The following is an 18,626-nucleotide window of genomic DNA, read 5'->3' as shown; positions in this document are numbered from 1 at the left end:
ATGATTAAAGCCTTCGTCGAAAATGGTCGCTTAGTCAGCCTAGTGATCGCCCTGCTGCTGGTCGCGGGATTTGGCGCTATGTCCAGTTTGCCACGCACCGAAGATCCACATATCACCAACCGCTTTGCCTCTGTCATCACTCCTTATCCCGGCGCCTCAGCCGAGCGGGTCGAGGCGCTTGTCACCGAAGTATTAGAAAATCAATTACGTCGCCTTGAGGAAATTAAGCTTATTCAATCCACCTCAAGACCCGGTATTTCGGTGATCCAGTTGGAGCTTAAAGATACCGTTACTGACACAGATCCTGTCTGGTCTAGGGCGCGGGATCTATTAGCCGATACCAGAAACACCCTCCCCGATGGCATACAGACACCAACCTTAGACGATCAAGTCGGCTACGCCTACACCGCTATTTTAAGCCTAGTGTGGAACGATAGCAGTCAACCGCGGGTGGATATGCTCAACCGCTACGCCAAGGAATTACAGAGCAGGCTCAGGCTCTTATCCGGCACCGACTTCGTTAAACTCTACGGCGCGCCCGAGGAGGAAATCCTGGTCCAGCTCGATGGCTATAAGATGAGCCAATTGCAATTAACGCCGGGAACCATAGCGAAAATCTTAAGCAGCGCCGACAGTAAAATTGCCGCGGGTGAGATTAATAACAATCACTTTCGCGCCCTCGTCGAAGTCTCGGGTGAGCTCGATTCCCAAAGCCGTATTCGCCAAGTGCCACTCAAAGTGGATGCGCAGGGACAAATTATTCGTTTGGGAGACATCGCCCACATCAGTCGCCAACCTAAAACCCCCGCTGACAGCATCGCCCTAGTCGATGGCGAGCAGGGCGTGTTTGTTGCTGCGCGCATGCTCAACAATACCCGCGTCGATATCTGGCAAGGACAAGTCAAACAGCTGGTCGATGAGTTCAATCAGGAGCTGCCGGCCAATATCAAAGTGCAATGGCTGTTTGAGCAGAACAGCTACACCAGCGAACGTCTCGGCGGATTGATCGTCAACCTATTACAAGGGTTTGTGATTATTCTGGCGGTCTTACTGCTGACCTTAGGCTTAAGAAACGCGATTATCGTTGCGCTGTCACTCCCCCTGACCGCCCTCTTCACCTTGGCCTGTATGAAATATATCGGCCTACCCATTCATCAAATGTCGGTCACAGGCCTAGTCGTCGCCCTTGGGATCATGGTGGACAATGCCATTGTGATCGTCGATGCCATCGCCCAGCGTCGCCAACAGGGGATGAGTCGCTTAAGCGCGGTAAGTGAGACCTTACATCACCTCTGGCTACCCTTGGCCGGATCAACCATTACTACCATTTTAGCCTTCGCCCCTATCGTGCTGATGCCGGGCGCTGCGGGGGAATTTGTTGGTGGCATCGCCATGTCGGTGATGTTTGCCCTGCTGGGTTCCTATGTGATTTCCCATACTTTGATCGCAGGCCTTGCGGGACGCTTTAGCCTCGAAGGTAGGCATCCTGTCTGGTACCAACATGGCATCAATGTGCCTTTAGTAAGTGGTTACTTTCAGGCAAGCCTAAGATTTGCGCTAAATCGCCCGCTATTGAGTGCTACGTTTATTGGGATAATTCCCCTGCTAGGGTTTTATGCTTCCGGCAAAATGACTGAGCAGTTTTTTCCGCCGTCGGATCGGGATATGTTCCAAATTGAGCTGTATCTCGCGCCCCATGTCAGCCTCGAAAACACCTTAAACCAAGTGCAGTTGATGGATAAGCAATTGCATCAAATCGAGGGCATCACCCAAGTCGATTGGGTTGTGGGTGGCAATACGCCTTCGTTTTATTACAACCTAACTCAGCGCCAACAGGGAGCCACCAATTATGCTCAGGCCATGGTGAAAGCCAGTGACTTTGAGCGCGCTAACGCCCTCATACCTGAGCTGCAGCAAACCTTAGATAAGGCCTTTCCCGAAGCACAGGTGTTAGTGCGTAAACTTGAGCAAGGCCCGCCCTTTAATGCGCCAGTCGAGTTAATGATATTTGGCCCTAACCTTGAAACCTTACGCTCACTCGGCGATGAAGTGCGCAATATCTTAGCCGCCACGCCCGATGTGCTACATACCCGCGCGACATTGAGCGCCGGCGCTCCTAAGGTGTGGTTGCAGGTGAATGAAGATGCGAGTTTGATCAGTGGCTTAACCCTGACGGATATCGCCAGACAAGTTCAAATGGCGACGACGGGCGTTATCGGCGGCAGTGTGCTCGAACAGACCGAGTCTTTGCCGATTCGAGTCCGTTTGGGCGACACCAGCCGCGAGCAAGCCAGTCGCCTCTCAGAAATTCAGCTAGTTACCCCCTCAGGCACAGCCGTGCCCTTATCTGCGCTGTCCCACAATGAGGTGCAAGTCAGTCGCGGGGCGATCCCTAGGCGTAATGGCCAACGCGTCAACACGATTGAAGCCTATATCGTCAGTGGTGTATTGCCCGCTCAAGTATTAAACGATGTGAAAGATAAAGTCGCGGCGATTTCGCTCCCAGCGGGTTATCGAATTGAAATCGGCGGTGAAAGCGCTAAACGTAATGAGGCGGTCGGCAATCTGCTCTCCAATCTGATTTTGGTCGTCACCCTGTTGCTGGCCACGGTCGTCTTGTCCTTTAACTCCTTTAGGCTCACAGCGATTATTTTACTGAGCGCATTACAGTCGGCGGGGCTTGGGTTACTTGCGGTGTATGTGTTTGGTTATCCCTTTGGCTTTCCAGTCATCATCGCCCTACTCGGCCTAATGGGGCTTGCGATCAACGCGGCGATTGTGATTTTGGCCGAACTGGAAGATACCGACAATGCCCGAGCGGGTGATAAAGAGGTGATCATCACCACGGTCAGCAGCTGCGGTCGTCATATCAGTTCGACCACTATCACCACGGTCGGCGGGTTTATTCCGCTGATTATTGCAGGTGGTGGCTTCTGGCCTCCCTTTGCCATCGCAATTGCCGGCGGGACGTTACTCACGACGTTGCTGTCGCTCGTCTGGGTGCCAACCATGTATCTGTTACTGATGAAAACGCGCCGTACTGCTCCAACACCAGCGTTATCGTCTCAAATCGCATCATGAACAAGGTATTGATATAACTTATCTTTAAGATGGAGTCGTTCTAATTTTAAGGCAACAAAGTGCTCATCATCGGTGGGCACTTTAGTTAATTCAAGGGCGCGGATTTTATGGTCTAGTTCATGGTAGCGCTCTGCCATAGTGGCAAAAACGGCATTGATCGCTTTAAGCTTTTGAATATGTTCGACAAAATCTGGGAACTCATAAACCAATGCATGATTTTCGCCTAGCATAGTGTCACTCCTTGTTTCTGGTATCGACTCAATCGCAGTAAATCATAGGGATACTTCCGTTTAGTCCCTCAACGCTCGCCTTACGCCACTCTTCCTACCACTCACATGTATATTTCTATCGACTAAAGTAAAGACTGGTCTACACTGGTATCTGTGAGCGAACTATTTATAAATAATAGAAAATCTTAGACCCATATCAAGACCATGACGTAAAAGTTCGGTTACATTAGCGTTAACCTTTACCCTATAGGATCGTACAATGAACTATAAAAATTGGCCTATTGCAAAACAGATTGGTGCCCTCGCTTTTATCCTTACCCTGATCATTTTCTGCATACTGAGTACGCTCTCCTACAAATCCGCGTCAAACGTGCTCGAAGATAAAGGCATCAGTGCCATGAAAGCCGAGATGCACGCCGTCTCCGACATGCTTGAACTGCAATACGATAGCTTGCTGCAACTAGCAAGACGCAATGCCGATGTTTTTAAGGAAATGTACCCCGGCCAATTTAGTCGCCCAGATAAAACCGTGAATGTGCTCGGCGTCAGCACGCCAGCCTTACTACATGAAAAAGAACAAATTAACTCATCAAAGAGTAAAGTTGACCGCTTTGCCAACCTCACAGGCGGAACCGCCACTGTGTTTGTGCGCGATGGGGATGACTTTGTCCGGATTGCGACCTCGTTAAAAAAGGCCGATGGTAGCCGTGCCCTCGGTACCTTCCTCGGTAAAACCCATCCCGGTTATCCAACGCTTATCAAAGGTGAAGTTTACGAAGGCTACGCCAAACTCTTCGGTAAAGACTACATGACAGTATATCGCCCAATTAAGGATGCCCAAGGGCAAGTGATTGGGATCTTATATATCGGCTTTGAAATCACTCAATCCCTCACACAGTTACAAGCCGCGGTAAATAAAATCACCCTAGAAGAAACCGGTAGCTTCCTGCTGATGCGCAAAGCCGACAATGTGTTGGTCGCCAATCCTAAATTTAATGCGGGCGAGCCAGTAACTGAGTCCATGCTCGATGGATTAACCCTTAGCCAAGCCACACAGGATCAATCGGAGTTTCGCTACACTAACAGTAAAAACCAACCTATGTTTGCCTACACCCAAACGGTGAATGGGTGGAATTGGATGTTGATTGGTCAAGTGAATGCAAACGAATTAAATGAAGAGAGCCTACTGCTACTCACCATCAACGCCATAGTGGCGGTCACAGGTATTGTGCTTATTACCGTACTGCTATCCTTTGTGCTAATCCGCTCACTCAAGCCTTTGCATGCGCTGCAGCGCCATATGGAAATCCTCGGCACGGGGGACTTTAGTCATCCGCTTCCACCATCGGCCTACGATAGTCAAAACGAGGTCGACAAGATCACCACCAGCGTGTCGACCATGTCATCGGAATTGCGACAATTAATCAGTGCACTGCAAGCCTCAGTGCAAAGCATTGAACAACAAGCCTCTAAAGCACAGCGGATTGCTAAGCAAAACGGTGAAGAAGCCCAGGCATTGATGCAACAAACGGATCAAATCGCCACCGCGATTGAAGAAATGTCCACCTCCATCCGCGATGTCGCCAACCATGCTCAAGATGGTGCGAACCAGAGCCAACAAGTGGATCTCGCCGCCAAAGAAGGCCAACAGCAACAAACCCAAGTGGTACAAGATCTGTTGAAACTGAGCCAACAACTCAGTAGTAGCCATCAGGCCGTCGAAAAAGTCAGCCAAGAGAGTGAAGCCATCAGTAAAGTCACCGAGGTGATTAACAGCATTGCCGAACAAACCAACCTGCTCGCACTCAACGCGGCCATTGAAGCGGCCCGCGCAGGAGAACAGGGCCGAGGCTTTGCCGTGGTCGCCGATGAGGTGCGAACCTTAGCCCAGCGGACACAATCCTCCATTTTGGAAATTTCGCAAACCATTGATAAGCTACAATCTCAAGTGAAAACGACCACCAGCCAAATGGCGCAGAGCCACCAGCTGGGTATCGCCTCGGCGAATCAAGGGGAAGAAACCGGTAAGCAGCTGGAGGAAATCACCCGCAGAATTGGCGAACTGGCGATTAGCTCACGCAATATTGCTTCGGCGACTGAGCAGCAAAGCAGCGTTGCCCAAGAGATCACCCATAATCTGCACCAGATAAGCGAACTGGCTAATGAAGGTGAGCACAGAGCGGCCGAAACAGTGAACTCGGCGAATGACCTATCCTCCCTCGCCGTCGCGCTTAAACAGCAAATCAGCCAATTTAAAGCCTAAGTCAAACCATTGCTTTGTTCAGATACCGCCCACTTGGGCGGTATTTTTTTGACTTTCAACTTAAGTTACATCTATTCAGTTAAGTCGACATTGCTAAATTCATGCAGCAAAACTGCAAGGTAAACCACGCGAAACGCCTATCACATTAGTGCTGCTTCATGTTCGAGCAACCTGCTGGCTTTGGCTTTGGCTTTGGCTTTGGCTTTGGCTTTGGCTTTGGCTTTGGCAATTGAGCATAAGCTTTCAGATAAGCTTGAACTAACGCTTTAATAAGCTGTGGGGTTTATCGAGACTGTGCGGCTAAATCAAATTGAGCCGTGTTTCTTATGGAAACCTGTAGCTAACTTCTTTCTTGTTGCTTGTTGCTTGTTGCTTGTTGTGGCACAACATATCTCAGCAAACCAAGCCACCTTAGCGAATCCCTTAAGCTTAATAACGTGGTAATAAAAAACCCCGCAGTTGCGGGGTTTTAAAGGGTTCAGCTATAGGAGGTTAGCTATTACTCAGCGTCATCGCTTGAGCGGTCCATGTTCTCCGTGTTTTCAAGCCACAGGGCGTTGATCACACCAAAAGAACAGGCTAACAAAACCCCTAATATCCACGTGAAATACCACATAGTAGATGCTCCTTAATTCTAATAGAGTGAGGCTTTGTTATCTTCAATATGTTTGCGGTTTAAGCGGCCAAACATCTTGAAGTAAGTCCATACAGTGTAACTTAACACGATTGGAACGAAGATAATCGCCGCCCAAGTCATTACAGTTAATGTCATTTCACTCGCAGTCGCATCCCACATGGTTAAGCTCACGTTAGGATCTAATGAAGATGGCATAACGAATGGGAACATTGCTGCACCACAAGTTAAGATCACCATAGCCACAGTCAGCGAGCTAAATAAGAACGCAAAACCTGAACGATTTAAGCGGCTCACTAGGATAACCAGCAGTGGTAATGCCACACCTAATACTGGGAACAGCATAGTAATAGGATACTTATCATAATTGGCTAACCAAGCGCCAGACTCAACTGCAACGGTTTTCAGCGTTGGGTTTGACAGTGCATGGTGGTCAAGGGTTGAAGTGATAACATAACCATCAATACCATTAGCTAACCACACACCCGCAGCGGCAAATAATACTGCCACTAACAGTGCACATAGCTGAGTCGCATTCGCGGCACGTACACGCAGCTCACCGTCGGTCTTCATTTGTAACCAAGCAGCGCCTTGCATCATAAACATGCTCACGCTCACTAAGCCCGCCAGTAAACCGAATGGGTTCAACAGACCAAATAAACCACCGTGATAAGTCGCACGCAGGAACTCATCGAAATTGAATGGCACACCTTGGAGTAAGTTACCGAAGGCCACACCGATGATCAGCGGTGGAATAAAGCCACCACAGAACAACGCCCAGTCCCACGACTTACGCCATTTTGGATTTTCAATCTTAGAGCGATAGTCAAATCCTACAGGACGAGTGTACAAGGCAAACAGCACTAACATCATGGCCACATAGAAGCCAGAGAAAGACACTGCATACACCATAGGCCATGCCGCAAACAAGGCACCACCTGCGGTGATTAACCATACTTGGTTACCGTCCCAATGGGGAGCAATGGTGTTGACCATAATACGGCGCTCAGTATCGTCTTTACCGATAATCGGTAAAAGTGCACCCACGCCCATGTCAAAACCGTCAGTGACCGCAAATCCGATGAACAGTACGCCGATCAGAGCCCACCAGATAACTCTCAATATTTCATAATCAAACATAATGAAATCCTCTGCTTAGGCTTCTAGTTTCTCGAAGTGATAACGACCAGTCTTTAAACTGCTAGGGCCAAGACGGGCAAACTTAAGCATCAAGAATATCTCGATCACCAGCAGCACAGTGTAGAACAGTGAAATCGAAATAATACTGAACCACAGATCCCCAGTCGTTAAACTCGAAGCAGACATAAAGGTCGGCAGCACCTCAGAGATGGTCCAAGGTTGACGGCCATATTCAGCCACAAACCAACCACACTCGATCGCAATCCAAGGTAATGGCAAGCTAAAGAGTGCTGCTTTAAGTACCCATTTCTTCTCTTCGATCTGATGACGTGTGCTTTGCCAGAAGGCCGCCGCGAACACAAACAACATCACAAAGCCTAAGCCAACCATCACACGGAAGCTCCAGAAAATCGGTGCCACATTCGGGATAGAATCCTTCGCTGCCGCTTTGATTTGCTCTTCTGTCGCATCTACAACATTGTCGGTGTAACGCTTCAGCAGTAAGCCGTAACCTAAGTCAACTTTCGCCGCTTCGAACGCGTCACGTAACTCTGGAGACTTATCACCAGCGCGCAGTTTCACCAGCATCTCGTAAGCTTTCATACCGTTGCGGATACGTACTTCGTGTTCAGCCACTAAGTCACGTAGACCTGTCACTTCTTCATCTAAAGAACGTGTTGCCACGATACCCATAGCGTAAGGGATCTTAACCGCGAAATCGGTGTGCATGGTTTCTTGATTTGGGAAACCAACTGCAGTAAAGGCTGCAGGAGCTGGCTCTGTGTGCCACTCAGCTTCAATTGCCGCTAACTTAACGCGCTGCGCTTCACCCACTTTATAGCCTGATTCGTCACCCAGAACGATAACAGACAGGATAGACGCCATACCGAAGCTGGCTGCAATCGCAAATGAACGACGTGCAAAAGGTAAGTCACGTTTCTTCAGAATGTAGTAAGAGCTGATCGCTAATACGAACATTGCGCCAGTCACATAGCCAGAAGCCACAGTGTGAACAAACTTCACCTGTGCAACAGGGTTGAAGATAACATCAGCGAAGCTGGTCATTTCCATACGCATGGTTTCGTAATTGAACACGCTACCCACAGGGTTTTGCATCCAACCGTTTGCCACCAGAATCCACAATGCGGAGAAGTTGGAACCAAAGGCCACCAACCAGGTTGTCGCTAAGTGTTGACGCTTAGAGAAACGATCCCAACCGAAGAAGAACATACCCACGAAGGTCGATTCTAAGAAGAACGCCATTAATCCTTCAATGGCCAGTGGTGCACCAAAGATGTCACCCACATAGTGCGAATAATAAGACCAGTTAGTACCAAACTGGAATTCCATCGCTAAACCCGTTGAAACACCCAAGGCAAAGTTGATACCAAACAACTTACCCCAGAACTTAGTCATATCTTTATAAATTTGTTTATCAGTCATCACATAGAGTGATTCCATGATAGCCAGCAAAAATGCCAACCCCAAGGTTAAGGGAACAAACAGGAAGTGATACATGGCTGTCAGCGCAAACTGCAACCGTGATAGCTCAACAACCTCTTCAACAATCATCGGTGACTCCTTACGTGGTGCGTCCAATTGCTACGACTACTTGAGCCATTCGTAGCAAGTGCCTTTGTAGGATAGTGAGTTTTCATTTTGTGTTTATAGCTGAATTCAGTATAAACCGTTAAATTTCATCTTTTTCATTACATCGAAGCAGCAAGGCTTAAAAATCCCCTTTTCCCTCGCATACTGAGACCCTAGTCACACTATCGCTCGGCTTTGAGACTTTCACCTCACCACCCAATCCTACAAATGATCCCATCGATATAAATATCAGATAGTTAAGATATTTAATCGCTTTCATTTGTGAGTATTTTATACCACCCGCCTTTGATTCAAATCAATCAAACTCAGGGCTTTAGATGGGTTTTGCTACGGGGCACACACTTCACTTTTACCCACAGTTGACAGAGCCATAATTATGGGGTAGAGAGCGATTCATATTGAATTAAAAAGCCCATTTTTGACCGTTTGAGCACAAAACTGCACTACAAACACCAAAAACTGATAAAAACAAATTAAAAACAATATTCACACTAATAAAACATTATCCATTCAATTTTGGATAATACAATATATTTGTTTAAATTCAACAATATACAAAATTAAACACACTTAAACCAATAAAAGCATGATATATATTGATTAGTTTTTCTAATTGCTAAATGTACTTTTTTTCGTTTGAGAAGATAGATTTAACTGGTTAATATATCTCCTGTGTTAAGGAGACGGTTTGATGTGACTGGTGAAGCGCCCCAGGCAAGCCAAACTCCGCGCACATAGGTATAACTTTGGTGTGGAGAAAGAGATATGACAAACTTATTTGAACGTCTGGTTAACAGCTATAAGCGTGTTTTTGTTGAACTTTATACAGCTCGTGAGCTGTAATCGTTGACCGCTTACTCTGAAATAATACTGATTTGATTTGAAGTTTTGTTAGCGCAAAACGAGCCCCCTTCTCGATGAGTTGGGGGCTTTTTGTTTTTATCTCTCGAGAATACAGGCAAGTACAGCGACTAAATTAAGGCAAGTCAATTTTGTTTCACTTGTGTGAACTACTTATTAAGGGGTAATTAGTCTTTAAAATTGATATTTTTAAACTTCATTTTATTAGATTTAACAAATGTAAGACTAAGATCTTAAAATACCTTATCTTTTTAAAAGATGCGTTTTATATATAAAAAAGGAGCGAAAAATTTCGCTCCTTTTTTTGCTCACTTAAGTCGTGGTTTTCTCAGTAAAAACCTTAGCCTAAGTTGACTCGCGCATTGCGGAACATGCGCATCCATGGGCTGTCTTCACCCCAGTTATCTGGGTGCCAAGAGTTCGCAACCGTTCTAAATACACGCTCAGGGTGTGGCATCATCAGGGTCACACGGCCATCGGTAGTACAGATACCGGTTAAACCGTTTGGCGAGCCGTTCGGGTTTTGTGGGTATTGGGTGGCTATTTCACCTTTACCATTCACAAAACGCAGCGCGATAGTGCCAGAGGCCTCAGCTAACGCCAGTGCCTGCGCGCTGGCAAACTCTGCGTGTCCTTCACCGTGAGACACGGCGATAGGCATACGTGAACCCGCCATACCTTGGAAGAACAATGATGGACTTTGCTGCACTTCAACTAAGCTGAAACGCGCTTCAAAACGCTCAGAGCGGTTACGCACGAAACGTGGCCAGTGCTCGCTACCCGGGATGATTTCCTTCAGGTTAGACAGCATTTGGCAACCGTTACACACACCGAGGGCAAAGCTTGAGTCACGCTCGAAGAAGCGTGAGAACTCATCGCGAGCACGGGCGTTGAACAGGATAGACTTAGCCCAACCTTCACCCGCACCTAATACGTCACCGTAGGAGAAGCCACCACAGGCCACCAGACCTTGGAACTCTTCGAGGCTAATGCGGCCTGACAGAATGTCAGACATATGCACGTCACGGCTCTCAAAACCTGCGCGGTCAAACGCGGCCGCCATTTCCACATGGGAGTTAACGCCCTGCTCGCGCAGAATAGCCATCTTAGGTGCAGCACCTTTGAGGATGTACGGCGCAGCAACGTCTTCACTTGGATCGAAGCTTAAGTTAACCGTTAAACCTAAGTCGGTTTCATCCTGTTTGAGCTTAAACTCTTCTAATGCGCAGGCTGGGTTATCACGCAGCGCTTGCATACGGTAAGTGGTTTCAGACCATAAAGTACGCAGTGCAACACGTGTCTCGCTGAACACTTCACGCGCACCATCTTTAATGGTTACGCGTTGGTCATTCGCCAGAGTACCAATCATGTGGCAAGGTACGCCTGCTTGGGCGAATTGCGCAGCGATAAGCTCGGCATCAGCGCGGCTCACTTGCAGTACGCCACCGAGTTCTTCATTGAATAGACGTTCAACGTCAGTACCTTGCAGTGCACTTAAGTCGATAGCAAGACCCGTGTTACCGGCAAAGGCCATTTCCACTAACGTCGTGAATAAACCACCGTCACTGCGGTCGTGGTATGCAATAACCGACTTCTTCGCCACCAGCTTTTGCATGGTTTCGAAGAAACCACGTAACAGAGCTGCATCGTCTAAGTCTGGCGCGATATCGCCTAACTCACCGTAAACCTGTGCCAAACAAGAACCGCCTAAACGATTTTTGCCAGCGCCTAAGTCGACTAATAACAGCGAGGTTTCGCCTTTATCACTGCGAAGTTCAGGCGTTACCGTGTTACGGATATCCTGCACCACACCGAAGGCAGAAATGACCAACGACATAGGTGCCGTCACGGTTTTGTTCGCGCCGTCTTGCTGCCATGCGGTTTTCATCGACATGGAGTCTTTACCGACAGGAATGGTCAGGCTCAGTTCTGGACACAGCTCTTCACCCACGGCCTTAACCGCTTCATAAAGACCCGCATCTTCGCCAGGGTGGCCCGCGGCAGACATCCAGTTAGCCGACAGTTTGATACGTTTGAACGAACCAATATCCGCACCCGCGATGTTCATAATCGATTCGGCAACCGCCATACGGGCAGAGGCGCCAAAATCGAGCAGTGCCAGCGGCGTACGTTCACCCATAGACATGGCTTCACCGGCATAGGTATCAAAGCTTGCCGCCGTTACCGCGCAATCAGCCACAGGGACTTGCCATGGGCCAACCATTTGGTCACGGTTTACTAGACCCGTTACCGTGCGGTCACCAATGGTGATAAGGAAGGTTTTGTCCGCCACAGTTGGCAGGCTAAGAATGCGTTTGACCGCTTCTTTCACATCGATGTTGCTTTGCTCAAGTGCAGGTGAAACTGCCTTAGCGGATACCACATTACGGCTCATCTTAGGTGCTTTACCTAATAACACCTCGAGTGGTAAATCGATAGGATTGTTATCGAAATGGCTGTCAGCTAGGGTTAAATGCTGCTCTTGCGTTGCCTCGCCCACTACCGCAAACGGTGCGCGCTCACGCTCACAAATCGCAGTAAATAACGGCAGGTCTTCGGCAGCAACCGAAAGCACATAACGTTCCTGCGATTCGTTACACCAGATCTCCAGCGGGCTCATGCCCGGCTCGTCCGATGGCACGTTGCGCAGATTGAAGATACCACCACGGCCGCCATCGTTAACTAACTCAGGGAAAGCGTTAGATAAACCACCCGCGCCCACGTCGTGGATAAATTGGATCGGGTTTTTATCGCCTAATTGCCAGCAGCGGTCGATCACTTCTTGACAGCGGCGTTCCATTTCTGGGTTTTCACGCTGAACCGACGCAAAGTCTAAATCTTCGCTCGATTGACCCGACGCCATAGAAGAGGCCGCGCCGCCGCCCAGACCGATGTTCATCGCAGGGCCGCCGAGTACGATAAGCTTAGCACCGACGGTGATTTCGCCTTTTTGTACGTGCTCTTCGCGGATGTTACCTAAACCACCGGCTAACATGATGGGCTTGTGATAACCACGGACTTCTACGCCGTTGTGGCTCGAGACTTCTTGCTCATAGGTACGGAAGTAACCTAACAGTGCTGGACGACCAAACTCGTTGTTAAACGCCGCGCCGCCAAGCGGGCCTTCGGTCATGATATCCAGCGCGCTGACGATACGTTCAGGCTTACCGTAGTTGCCTTCCCATGGTTGTACAAAACCAGGGATTTTTAAATTCGATACGCTAAAGCCAGTTAAACCCGCTTTAGGTTTAGAGCCACGACCGGTTGCACCTTCGTCGCGGATCTCACCACCTGACCCCGTCGCCGCACCTGGATATGGGCTGATTGCTGTAGGATGGTTGTGGGTTTCCACTTTCATCAGTACGTGCATTGGTTCAGTGTGATAGCTGTAAACACCGTTTGGATCGGGGAAGAAACGTCCCGCAACCGAACCTTCCATCACAGCGGCGTTATCTTTATAGGCAGATAACACGTGGTCTGGTGTGGTTTCAAAGGTGTTTTTAATCATCTTGAACAGAGACTTAGGCTGTGCCTCGCCATCAATTGTCCAATCTGCGTTAAAAATCTTGTGACGGCAGTGCTCAGAGTTGGCCTGAGCAAACATCATCAGTTCAATATCGTTTGGATTGCGGTTCAAACGCACAAAGTTTTCGACAAGATAATCGATTTCATCTTCGGCGAGCGCCAGACCCATTTCGACGTTGGCCACTTCAAGGGCACGGCGACCTTCAGCCAATACGTTCACACTCTTGAAAGGCGCAGGTTCAGTGCGCTTAAACAGCACATCGGCTTTTGCAAAATCGTCCAGAACCACTTCAACCATACGGTCGTGCAATAACCCTTTGAGGGTTTGTTGCTGCTCGACAGTCAAAGTGTCTGACTCCACATAATAGGCAACACCACGCTCTAAGCGCTTCACTTTACCTAAACCACAATTGTGGGCGATATCAGTGGCTTTAGAAGACCATGGGGAAATTGTGCCGGGGCGGGGAGTAACAAACAGGAGTGAACCTTGGGGGGTATGGGCTTCGATAGCAGGTCCATAGGTGAGAATTTTTTCAAGTTGCTCACGCTCATTGGTCTCAAGCAACTCGCTCAAATCCGCTAAATGAACATACTCAGCATAGATTTGGCGTACCGGAAGCGCAGCGTTTACGCAGGCCTCCATTAGCTTTTGCACTCTAAACGTCGAGAGTGCTGGGGCTCCGCGGATGATCTCCATCACGTCAATTCACCTTATATTTATAATTGCAGGGGTCAGAGATGGCGCTATTATAAGGAAATGTCTGTCACAAATCACCTGTGACCTTACGTAAAACAGTGTTTCCTATTAAGATAAAAAGCGGCCCTTTTCCCCTCCTTCGTATTCCATGCGGTACGATTTTTTTACGTAATTGGCGACAAACGGATATAATCACAGCAATGTCAGCCAGTTTATCCTTGTTACCTCACTGACCTTCTACTGTTCATCATTTTGATTTTATTTAATAAAGTGTGTTTAATGACTCGATTTCTGTTCGCGATTATCTTAGGTTTCTTACTGACGGCGTGTCAGCAAGTGACCGTGGAAGAAACAGAATATGTCCCCCATAAACTCACCGAATTAAGGGTCGGCACCCTTTATGGCCCGCAAATTTATATGACCTCGGGCCAAGGTAACAGCGGCTTCGATTACGATATGGCGGTGCTGTTTGCCGAGTATCTCGATGTGCCCTTAAAAATGGTGCCCTACACCAACCGCGCCGAACTCTATGAAGCATTGAAAAAAAACGAGATTGATATCATTGCCGCGGGGATGACAGAAACCCCTGCGCGGCGCGAACAATTCCGTTTAGGCCCGCCGCTGTATCGTGTCAATCAAGTACTGGTTTACCGTGAAGGCATGCCAACACCCAAAGACATCACAGATTTAAAAGGCAAAATTACTGTAATTGCCGACTCTTCTTTTGTGGAAACCTTGACGCAATTACAGAAACGCCATCCGACGCTGGTGTGGGATCAAGTCACAGATAAAGACAGCGAAGAGCTGCTAGCGATGATCGCCAACAAGGAAATCGACTACACCATCGCCGACTCGAGCAGCGTGCAGATTAACCGCCGTTACTTACCGGATCTGCGCTCAGGGCTCGTGCTAGAAGAAAAGCTTGATGTGGTTTGGTTACTGCCCCCCACACACAGTGACGGCTTGATGAGTCAGTTATTGGCGTTTTGGCACCAAGAAAAACTCGCTGGCACACTCGATCATTTAAACGAAAAGTACTTTGGTCACGTCAAGCGTTTCGACTATATCGATACCCGCGCCTTCCTGCGCGCCATCGAAACCGTGCTGCCCCGTTATCGTCAGCTTTTCGAGACCCACGCCGGAGACTTAGATTGGCGTAAATTGGCGGCGACCAGTTATCAAGAATCCCATTGGAATCCTAATGCCCGCTCGCCGACTGGGGTGCGCGGCATGATGATGCTCACGCAGCCGACCGCCAAAGAAATTGGTATTACGAACCGCCTCGATGCGGAAGAGAGTATTCGCGGCGGCGCCGCTTATTTACGGGATATGATCAACCGTCTGCCAGAGTCTATCCCCGAGAGTCAACGCATGTGGTTTGCGCTGGCCTCTTACAATATCGGTTATGCCCATGTGGAAGATGCCCGTAAGCTCGCCGAATCCATGGAGCTTAATCCCAACGCCTGGCGGGATCTTAAAAAGGTATTGCCACTGCTGCAAAAGCGTAAATATTACCAGAAGACCCGCTATGGCTATGCCCGTGGTAGCGAAGCCGTGCATTACGTCGACAGCATTCGCCGCTATTACGACACCTTAGTCTGGGTCGATAATCAATCTAAACAACAAAATAGCGATGAGGAAGAACCGAGCGACCTCGCCTCGGAAGATGGCCCAGCGCCAGTGCCCGGCACCCTCAGCCCAGATAAGCCGAAATAGCCCTAACCGCTTCCCCCTCAATCACTTGACTTGCGCCGCAGCCTTGCTTTTTTGCGGCCATCAAACCACGATTTTAATCTTTGATTAAGCCAACACAGGCTAAAGTGAGCTAGCTTTCGGCTAAAAACGCTGCTTTATAGAGCAGATGCATCGAGAGGGATTGCCGCCTGAGATCTCTGCTGATACTGTCATAGTTACAGGTCAATATAATCATCATTGCACGTTAACCCATAGCCGTTAACCAAAGCAAAATAGCCTTAACCTAGACAATAACAAGATTGAAAACGGGGTCTATATGAGAAGAAAAACCATCAATAACAGCGCATCACGCCGTCGTACCACGCTGAAAATTCGCCATCGCCGGGTGCTGAATCGCCACAAACTGTTTTTTACGTTTCTCCAAGCCCAAGACTAACGCTTAAGCGAGTCTCCAAACTCCTTAGGATAGCGTCCCCTGCTGCGCCTTTTGAGCCTGTTTTAAAGCCTTCTTTTCCTCCCTGCGACGTTTAAAAAAGCGGCTCAATTGGTCAGCACAGTCCTGCGCTAACACCCCTGACGCCACCTCAACTTGATGATTAAAGGCTGGATGCTGCAAGAGATTAAGCACGGTTCCTGCGGCGCCGGTCTTCTCATCCTTTGCCCCAAATACTACGCGGGCAATCCGGCTATGCACCATGGCACCGGCGCACATAGCACAAGGCTCGAGGGTAACGTAAAGAGTGGTATCGAGAAGTCGATAGTTTTCAATCGTCTGCCCCGCTGCTCGCAAACACTGAATTTCAGCATGGGCGCAAGGATCGTGCTCACTGATAGATAAGTTGTATCCGGCCGCGATTTGCTGACCCTCTTTGACTAAAACCGCACCCACAGGCACTTCACCCGCCGCCTCGGCCTTTTCAGCCATAGTCATCGCGACACGCATCCAATGCTCATCGATTCGAGCTTGTTCAACATCTGCTTGATTGAGACTCGCTTGATTGAGACAAGGTTGCTCGCCAACAAGCACATTACCACTCACTTCATCACAACCAAGTTCATCAGCGCCAAGTTCATCGGAGCTGAGCGTCTTCGCATGCAAGGTTTTTGGGTTCAGTTTTGTCTGCTCCACTTAAGGATTCTCTTTTATCAACAATGTGGGCAATTATACCCATAACCAATAAAAAAGGCGCACTTGGCGCCTTTTCATTAATGCATCATGTCATCAAGACAGGGGATTATTCCCACTCGATAGTTGCAGGTGGCTTACCTGAAATATCGTAAACCACGCGGGAGATACCGTCGATTTCGTTGATGATACGGTTAGACACTCGGCCTAAGAAATCGTATGGCAAGTGCGCCCAGTGAGCGGTCATAAAGTCGATGGTTTCAACGGCGCGCAGTGACACCACCCAATCGTATTTACGGCCATCGCCCATTACACCGACAGAGCGAACGGGTAAGAACACGGTAAATGCTTGGCTGACTTTGTTATAAAGATCAGCTTTGTGCAGCTCTTCGATGAAAATCGCATCGGCGCGGCGCAGCAAATCACAGTATTCTTTCTTCACTTCGCCCAGTACACGCACGCCTAAACCAGGGCCTGGGAACGGGTGGCGGTAAAGCATGTTGTATGGCAGACCTAGCTCAAGGCCAATCTTACGCACTTCGTCTTTAAAGAGTTCGCGCAGAGGCTCAACCAGACCTAACTCCATATCGTCTGGCAGACCGCCAACGTTATGGTGCGACTTAATTACATGGGCTTTACCTGTGGCGCTGCCAGCAGATTCAATCACGTCTGGGTAGATGGTGCCTTGGGCTAACCATTTAGCGTTAACGCATTTCTTGGCTTCTTCGTCGAAGATCTCAACGAATACACGGCCGATGATTTTACGTTTCGCTTCTGGATCGGCTTCGCCTTTCAGCGCGTCAAGGAAGCGGTTTTCCGCATCGACGTGAACAATGTTCAGACCGAAATGATCACCAAACATTTCCATGACTTGCTTCGCTTCGTTTAAACGCAGTAAGCCGTTATCAACAAATACGCAGGTCAGTTTTTTGCCAATTGCGCGGTGCAGCAGCATGGCCACTACCGATGAATCCACACCACCAGACAGGCCTAAAATCACTTCGTCGTCGCCAACTTGCTTTTTCAAGCGTTCGATAGCGTCTTCGATGATTGAAGAAGGTTTCCAGTTGGCCGCACAGCCGCAGATATCTAAGGCAAAGTGCGACAGCATACGCATGCCCTGGCGGGTATGGGTTACTTCAGGGTGGAACTGCACGCCGTAGAAACGTTTTTCCTCACAAGACATGGCCGCAAATGGGCAAGTGTCCGTTTTAGCAACGGCCACAAAACCTTCTGGGATAGCCGAAACTTTATCGCCATGGCTCATCCACACATCGAGCAGCGATTTGCCATCGGCACTGACTGCGTCTTCGATATCTTTAAACAGGGCCGATTGCGCTAACATTTCGATTTGAGCGTAGCCGAACTCGCCTTCACCCACGCCTTGAATCACTTTACCGCCCAGTTGCTCAGACATGGTTTGCATGCCGTAGCAGATCCCTAGAACGGGGACGCCAGCATTGAACACATATTCAGGTGCGCGGGGAGAGTTGTCGGCAGTCACACTTTCTGGGCCGCCAGCGAGGATAATCCCGTTAGGGGCAAACTCACGGATTTGGGCTTCGGTCACATCCCACGCCCATAACTCACAGTAAACACCAATTTCACGGATACGACGGGCAATTAGCTGGGTGTACTGAGATCCAAAGTCGAGGATCAGTATCTTATGCTCATGAATATCGCTCATGGATAACCTTTATCTCATCTATTGTTTTAACTTAGCTCAAGACTACGAGGTTCAATCTTGAGGGCATACAAATCTT

Annotated in this window: 10 protein-coding genes; 3 read left to right on the top strand and 7 right to left on the bottom strand. The window is 48.8% G+C overall.

The window, feature by feature from the left end:
- The gene (locus N7386_RS06450; protein ID WP_086904639.1) at positions 1–3,081 is read left to right on the top strand and encodes an efflux RND transporter permease subunit; all 3,081 of its coding nucleotides are present in this window, start codon (positions 1–3) and stop codon (positions 3,079–3,081) included.
- Here N7386_RS06450 and N7386_RS06445 read toward each other — a convergent pair.
- The gene (locus tag N7386_RS06445) at positions 3,066–3,311 is read right to left on the bottom strand and encodes a YdcH family protein (protein ID WP_086904638.1); all 246 of its coding nucleotides are present in this window, start codon (positions 3,309–3,311) and stop codon (positions 3,066–3,068) included. The two genes, N7386_RS06450 and N7386_RS06445, sit on opposite strands and share 16 nt — an antisense overlap.
- Before the next feature lie 259 nt (positions 3,312–3,570).
- Here N7386_RS06445 and N7386_RS06440 point away from each other — a divergent pair, with 259 nt between their 5' ends.
- Positions 3,571–5,574 carry a methyl-accepting chemotaxis protein gene (locus tag N7386_RS06440; protein ID WP_086904637.1) on the top strand — a complete coding sequence of 668 codons (2,004 nt, stop codon included), beginning with the start codon at positions 3,571–3,573 and terminating at the stop codon, positions 5,572–5,574.
- Positions 5,575–6,073: 499 nt separating this feature from the next.
- Here the strand turns inward: N7386_RS06440 and cydX are convergent, their stop codons facing one another.
- From cydX to purL, 4 genes are all read right to left on the bottom strand, one after another.
- Positions 6,074–6,190: a cytochrome bd-I oxidase subunit CydX gene (gene cydX, locus N7386_RS06435; RefSeq protein ID WP_011622029.1), complete on the bottom strand. Its 117-nt coding sequence runs from the start codon at positions 6,188–6,190 to the stop codon at positions 6,074–6,076.
- A gap of 18 nt (positions 6,191–6,208) precedes the next feature.
- The gene (gene cydB / locus N7386_RS06430) at positions 6,209–7,348 is read right to left on the bottom strand and encodes a cytochrome d ubiquinol oxidase subunit II (protein ID WP_011622028.1); all 1,140 of its coding nucleotides are present in this window, start codon (positions 7,346–7,348) and stop codon (positions 6,209–6,211) included.
- 15 nt (positions 7,349–7,363) lie between these two features.
- Positions 7,364–8,920 (bottom strand): cytochrome ubiquinol oxidase subunit I, encoded by a 1,557-nt coding sequence (locus N7386_RS06425; protein ID WP_011716322.1) that lies wholly within the window; start codon positions 8,918–8,920, stop codon positions 7,364–7,366.
- Between the two features lie 1,240 nt (positions 8,921–10,160).
- On the bottom strand, positions 10,161–14,042 hold the full coding sequence (gene purL / locus N7386_RS06420) for a phosphoribosylformylglycinamidine synthase (RefSeq protein WP_011716321.1): 3,882 nt from the start codon (positions 14,040–14,042) through the stop codon (positions 10,161–10,163).
- 279 nt (positions 14,043–14,321) lie between these two features.
- On the opposite strand from purL, the gene mltF reads away from it, so the two are divergent.
- A complete protein-coding gene (gene mltF / locus N7386_RS06415) occupies positions 14,322–15,758 on the top strand; it encodes a membrane-bound lytic murein transglycosylase MltF (protein ID WP_011622025.1) in 1,437 nt (478 codons plus the stop codon).
- A gap of 439 nt (positions 15,759–16,197) precedes the next feature.
- On the opposite strand, the gene tadA is transcribed toward mltF, so the two are convergent.
- Positions 16,198–16,695, bottom strand: a complete 498-nt coding sequence (gene tadA, locus N7386_RS06410; RefSeq protein WP_279770982.1) for a tRNA adenosine(34) deaminase TadA — start codon at positions 16,693–16,695, stop codon at positions 16,198–16,200.
- Positions 16,696–16,972: 277 nt separating this feature from the next.
- Complete coding sequence (gene guaA / locus N7386_RS06405) at positions 16,973–18,550, bottom strand: glutamine-hydrolyzing GMP synthase (protein WP_011622023.1); 1,578 nt, start codon at positions 18,548–18,550, stop codon at positions 16,973–16,975.
- Positions 18,551–18,626 lie beyond the last annotated feature (76 nt).

Origin of the sequence: Shewanella sp. GD04112, from assembly GCF_029835735.1 — a bacterium.
Taxonomy (GTDB): Bacteria; Pseudomonadota; Gammaproteobacteria; order Enterobacterales; family Shewanellaceae; genus Shewanella.
Note: the sequence above shows the minus strand (reverse complement) of the source record. Positions and strands in the feature narration are given on the sequence as shown.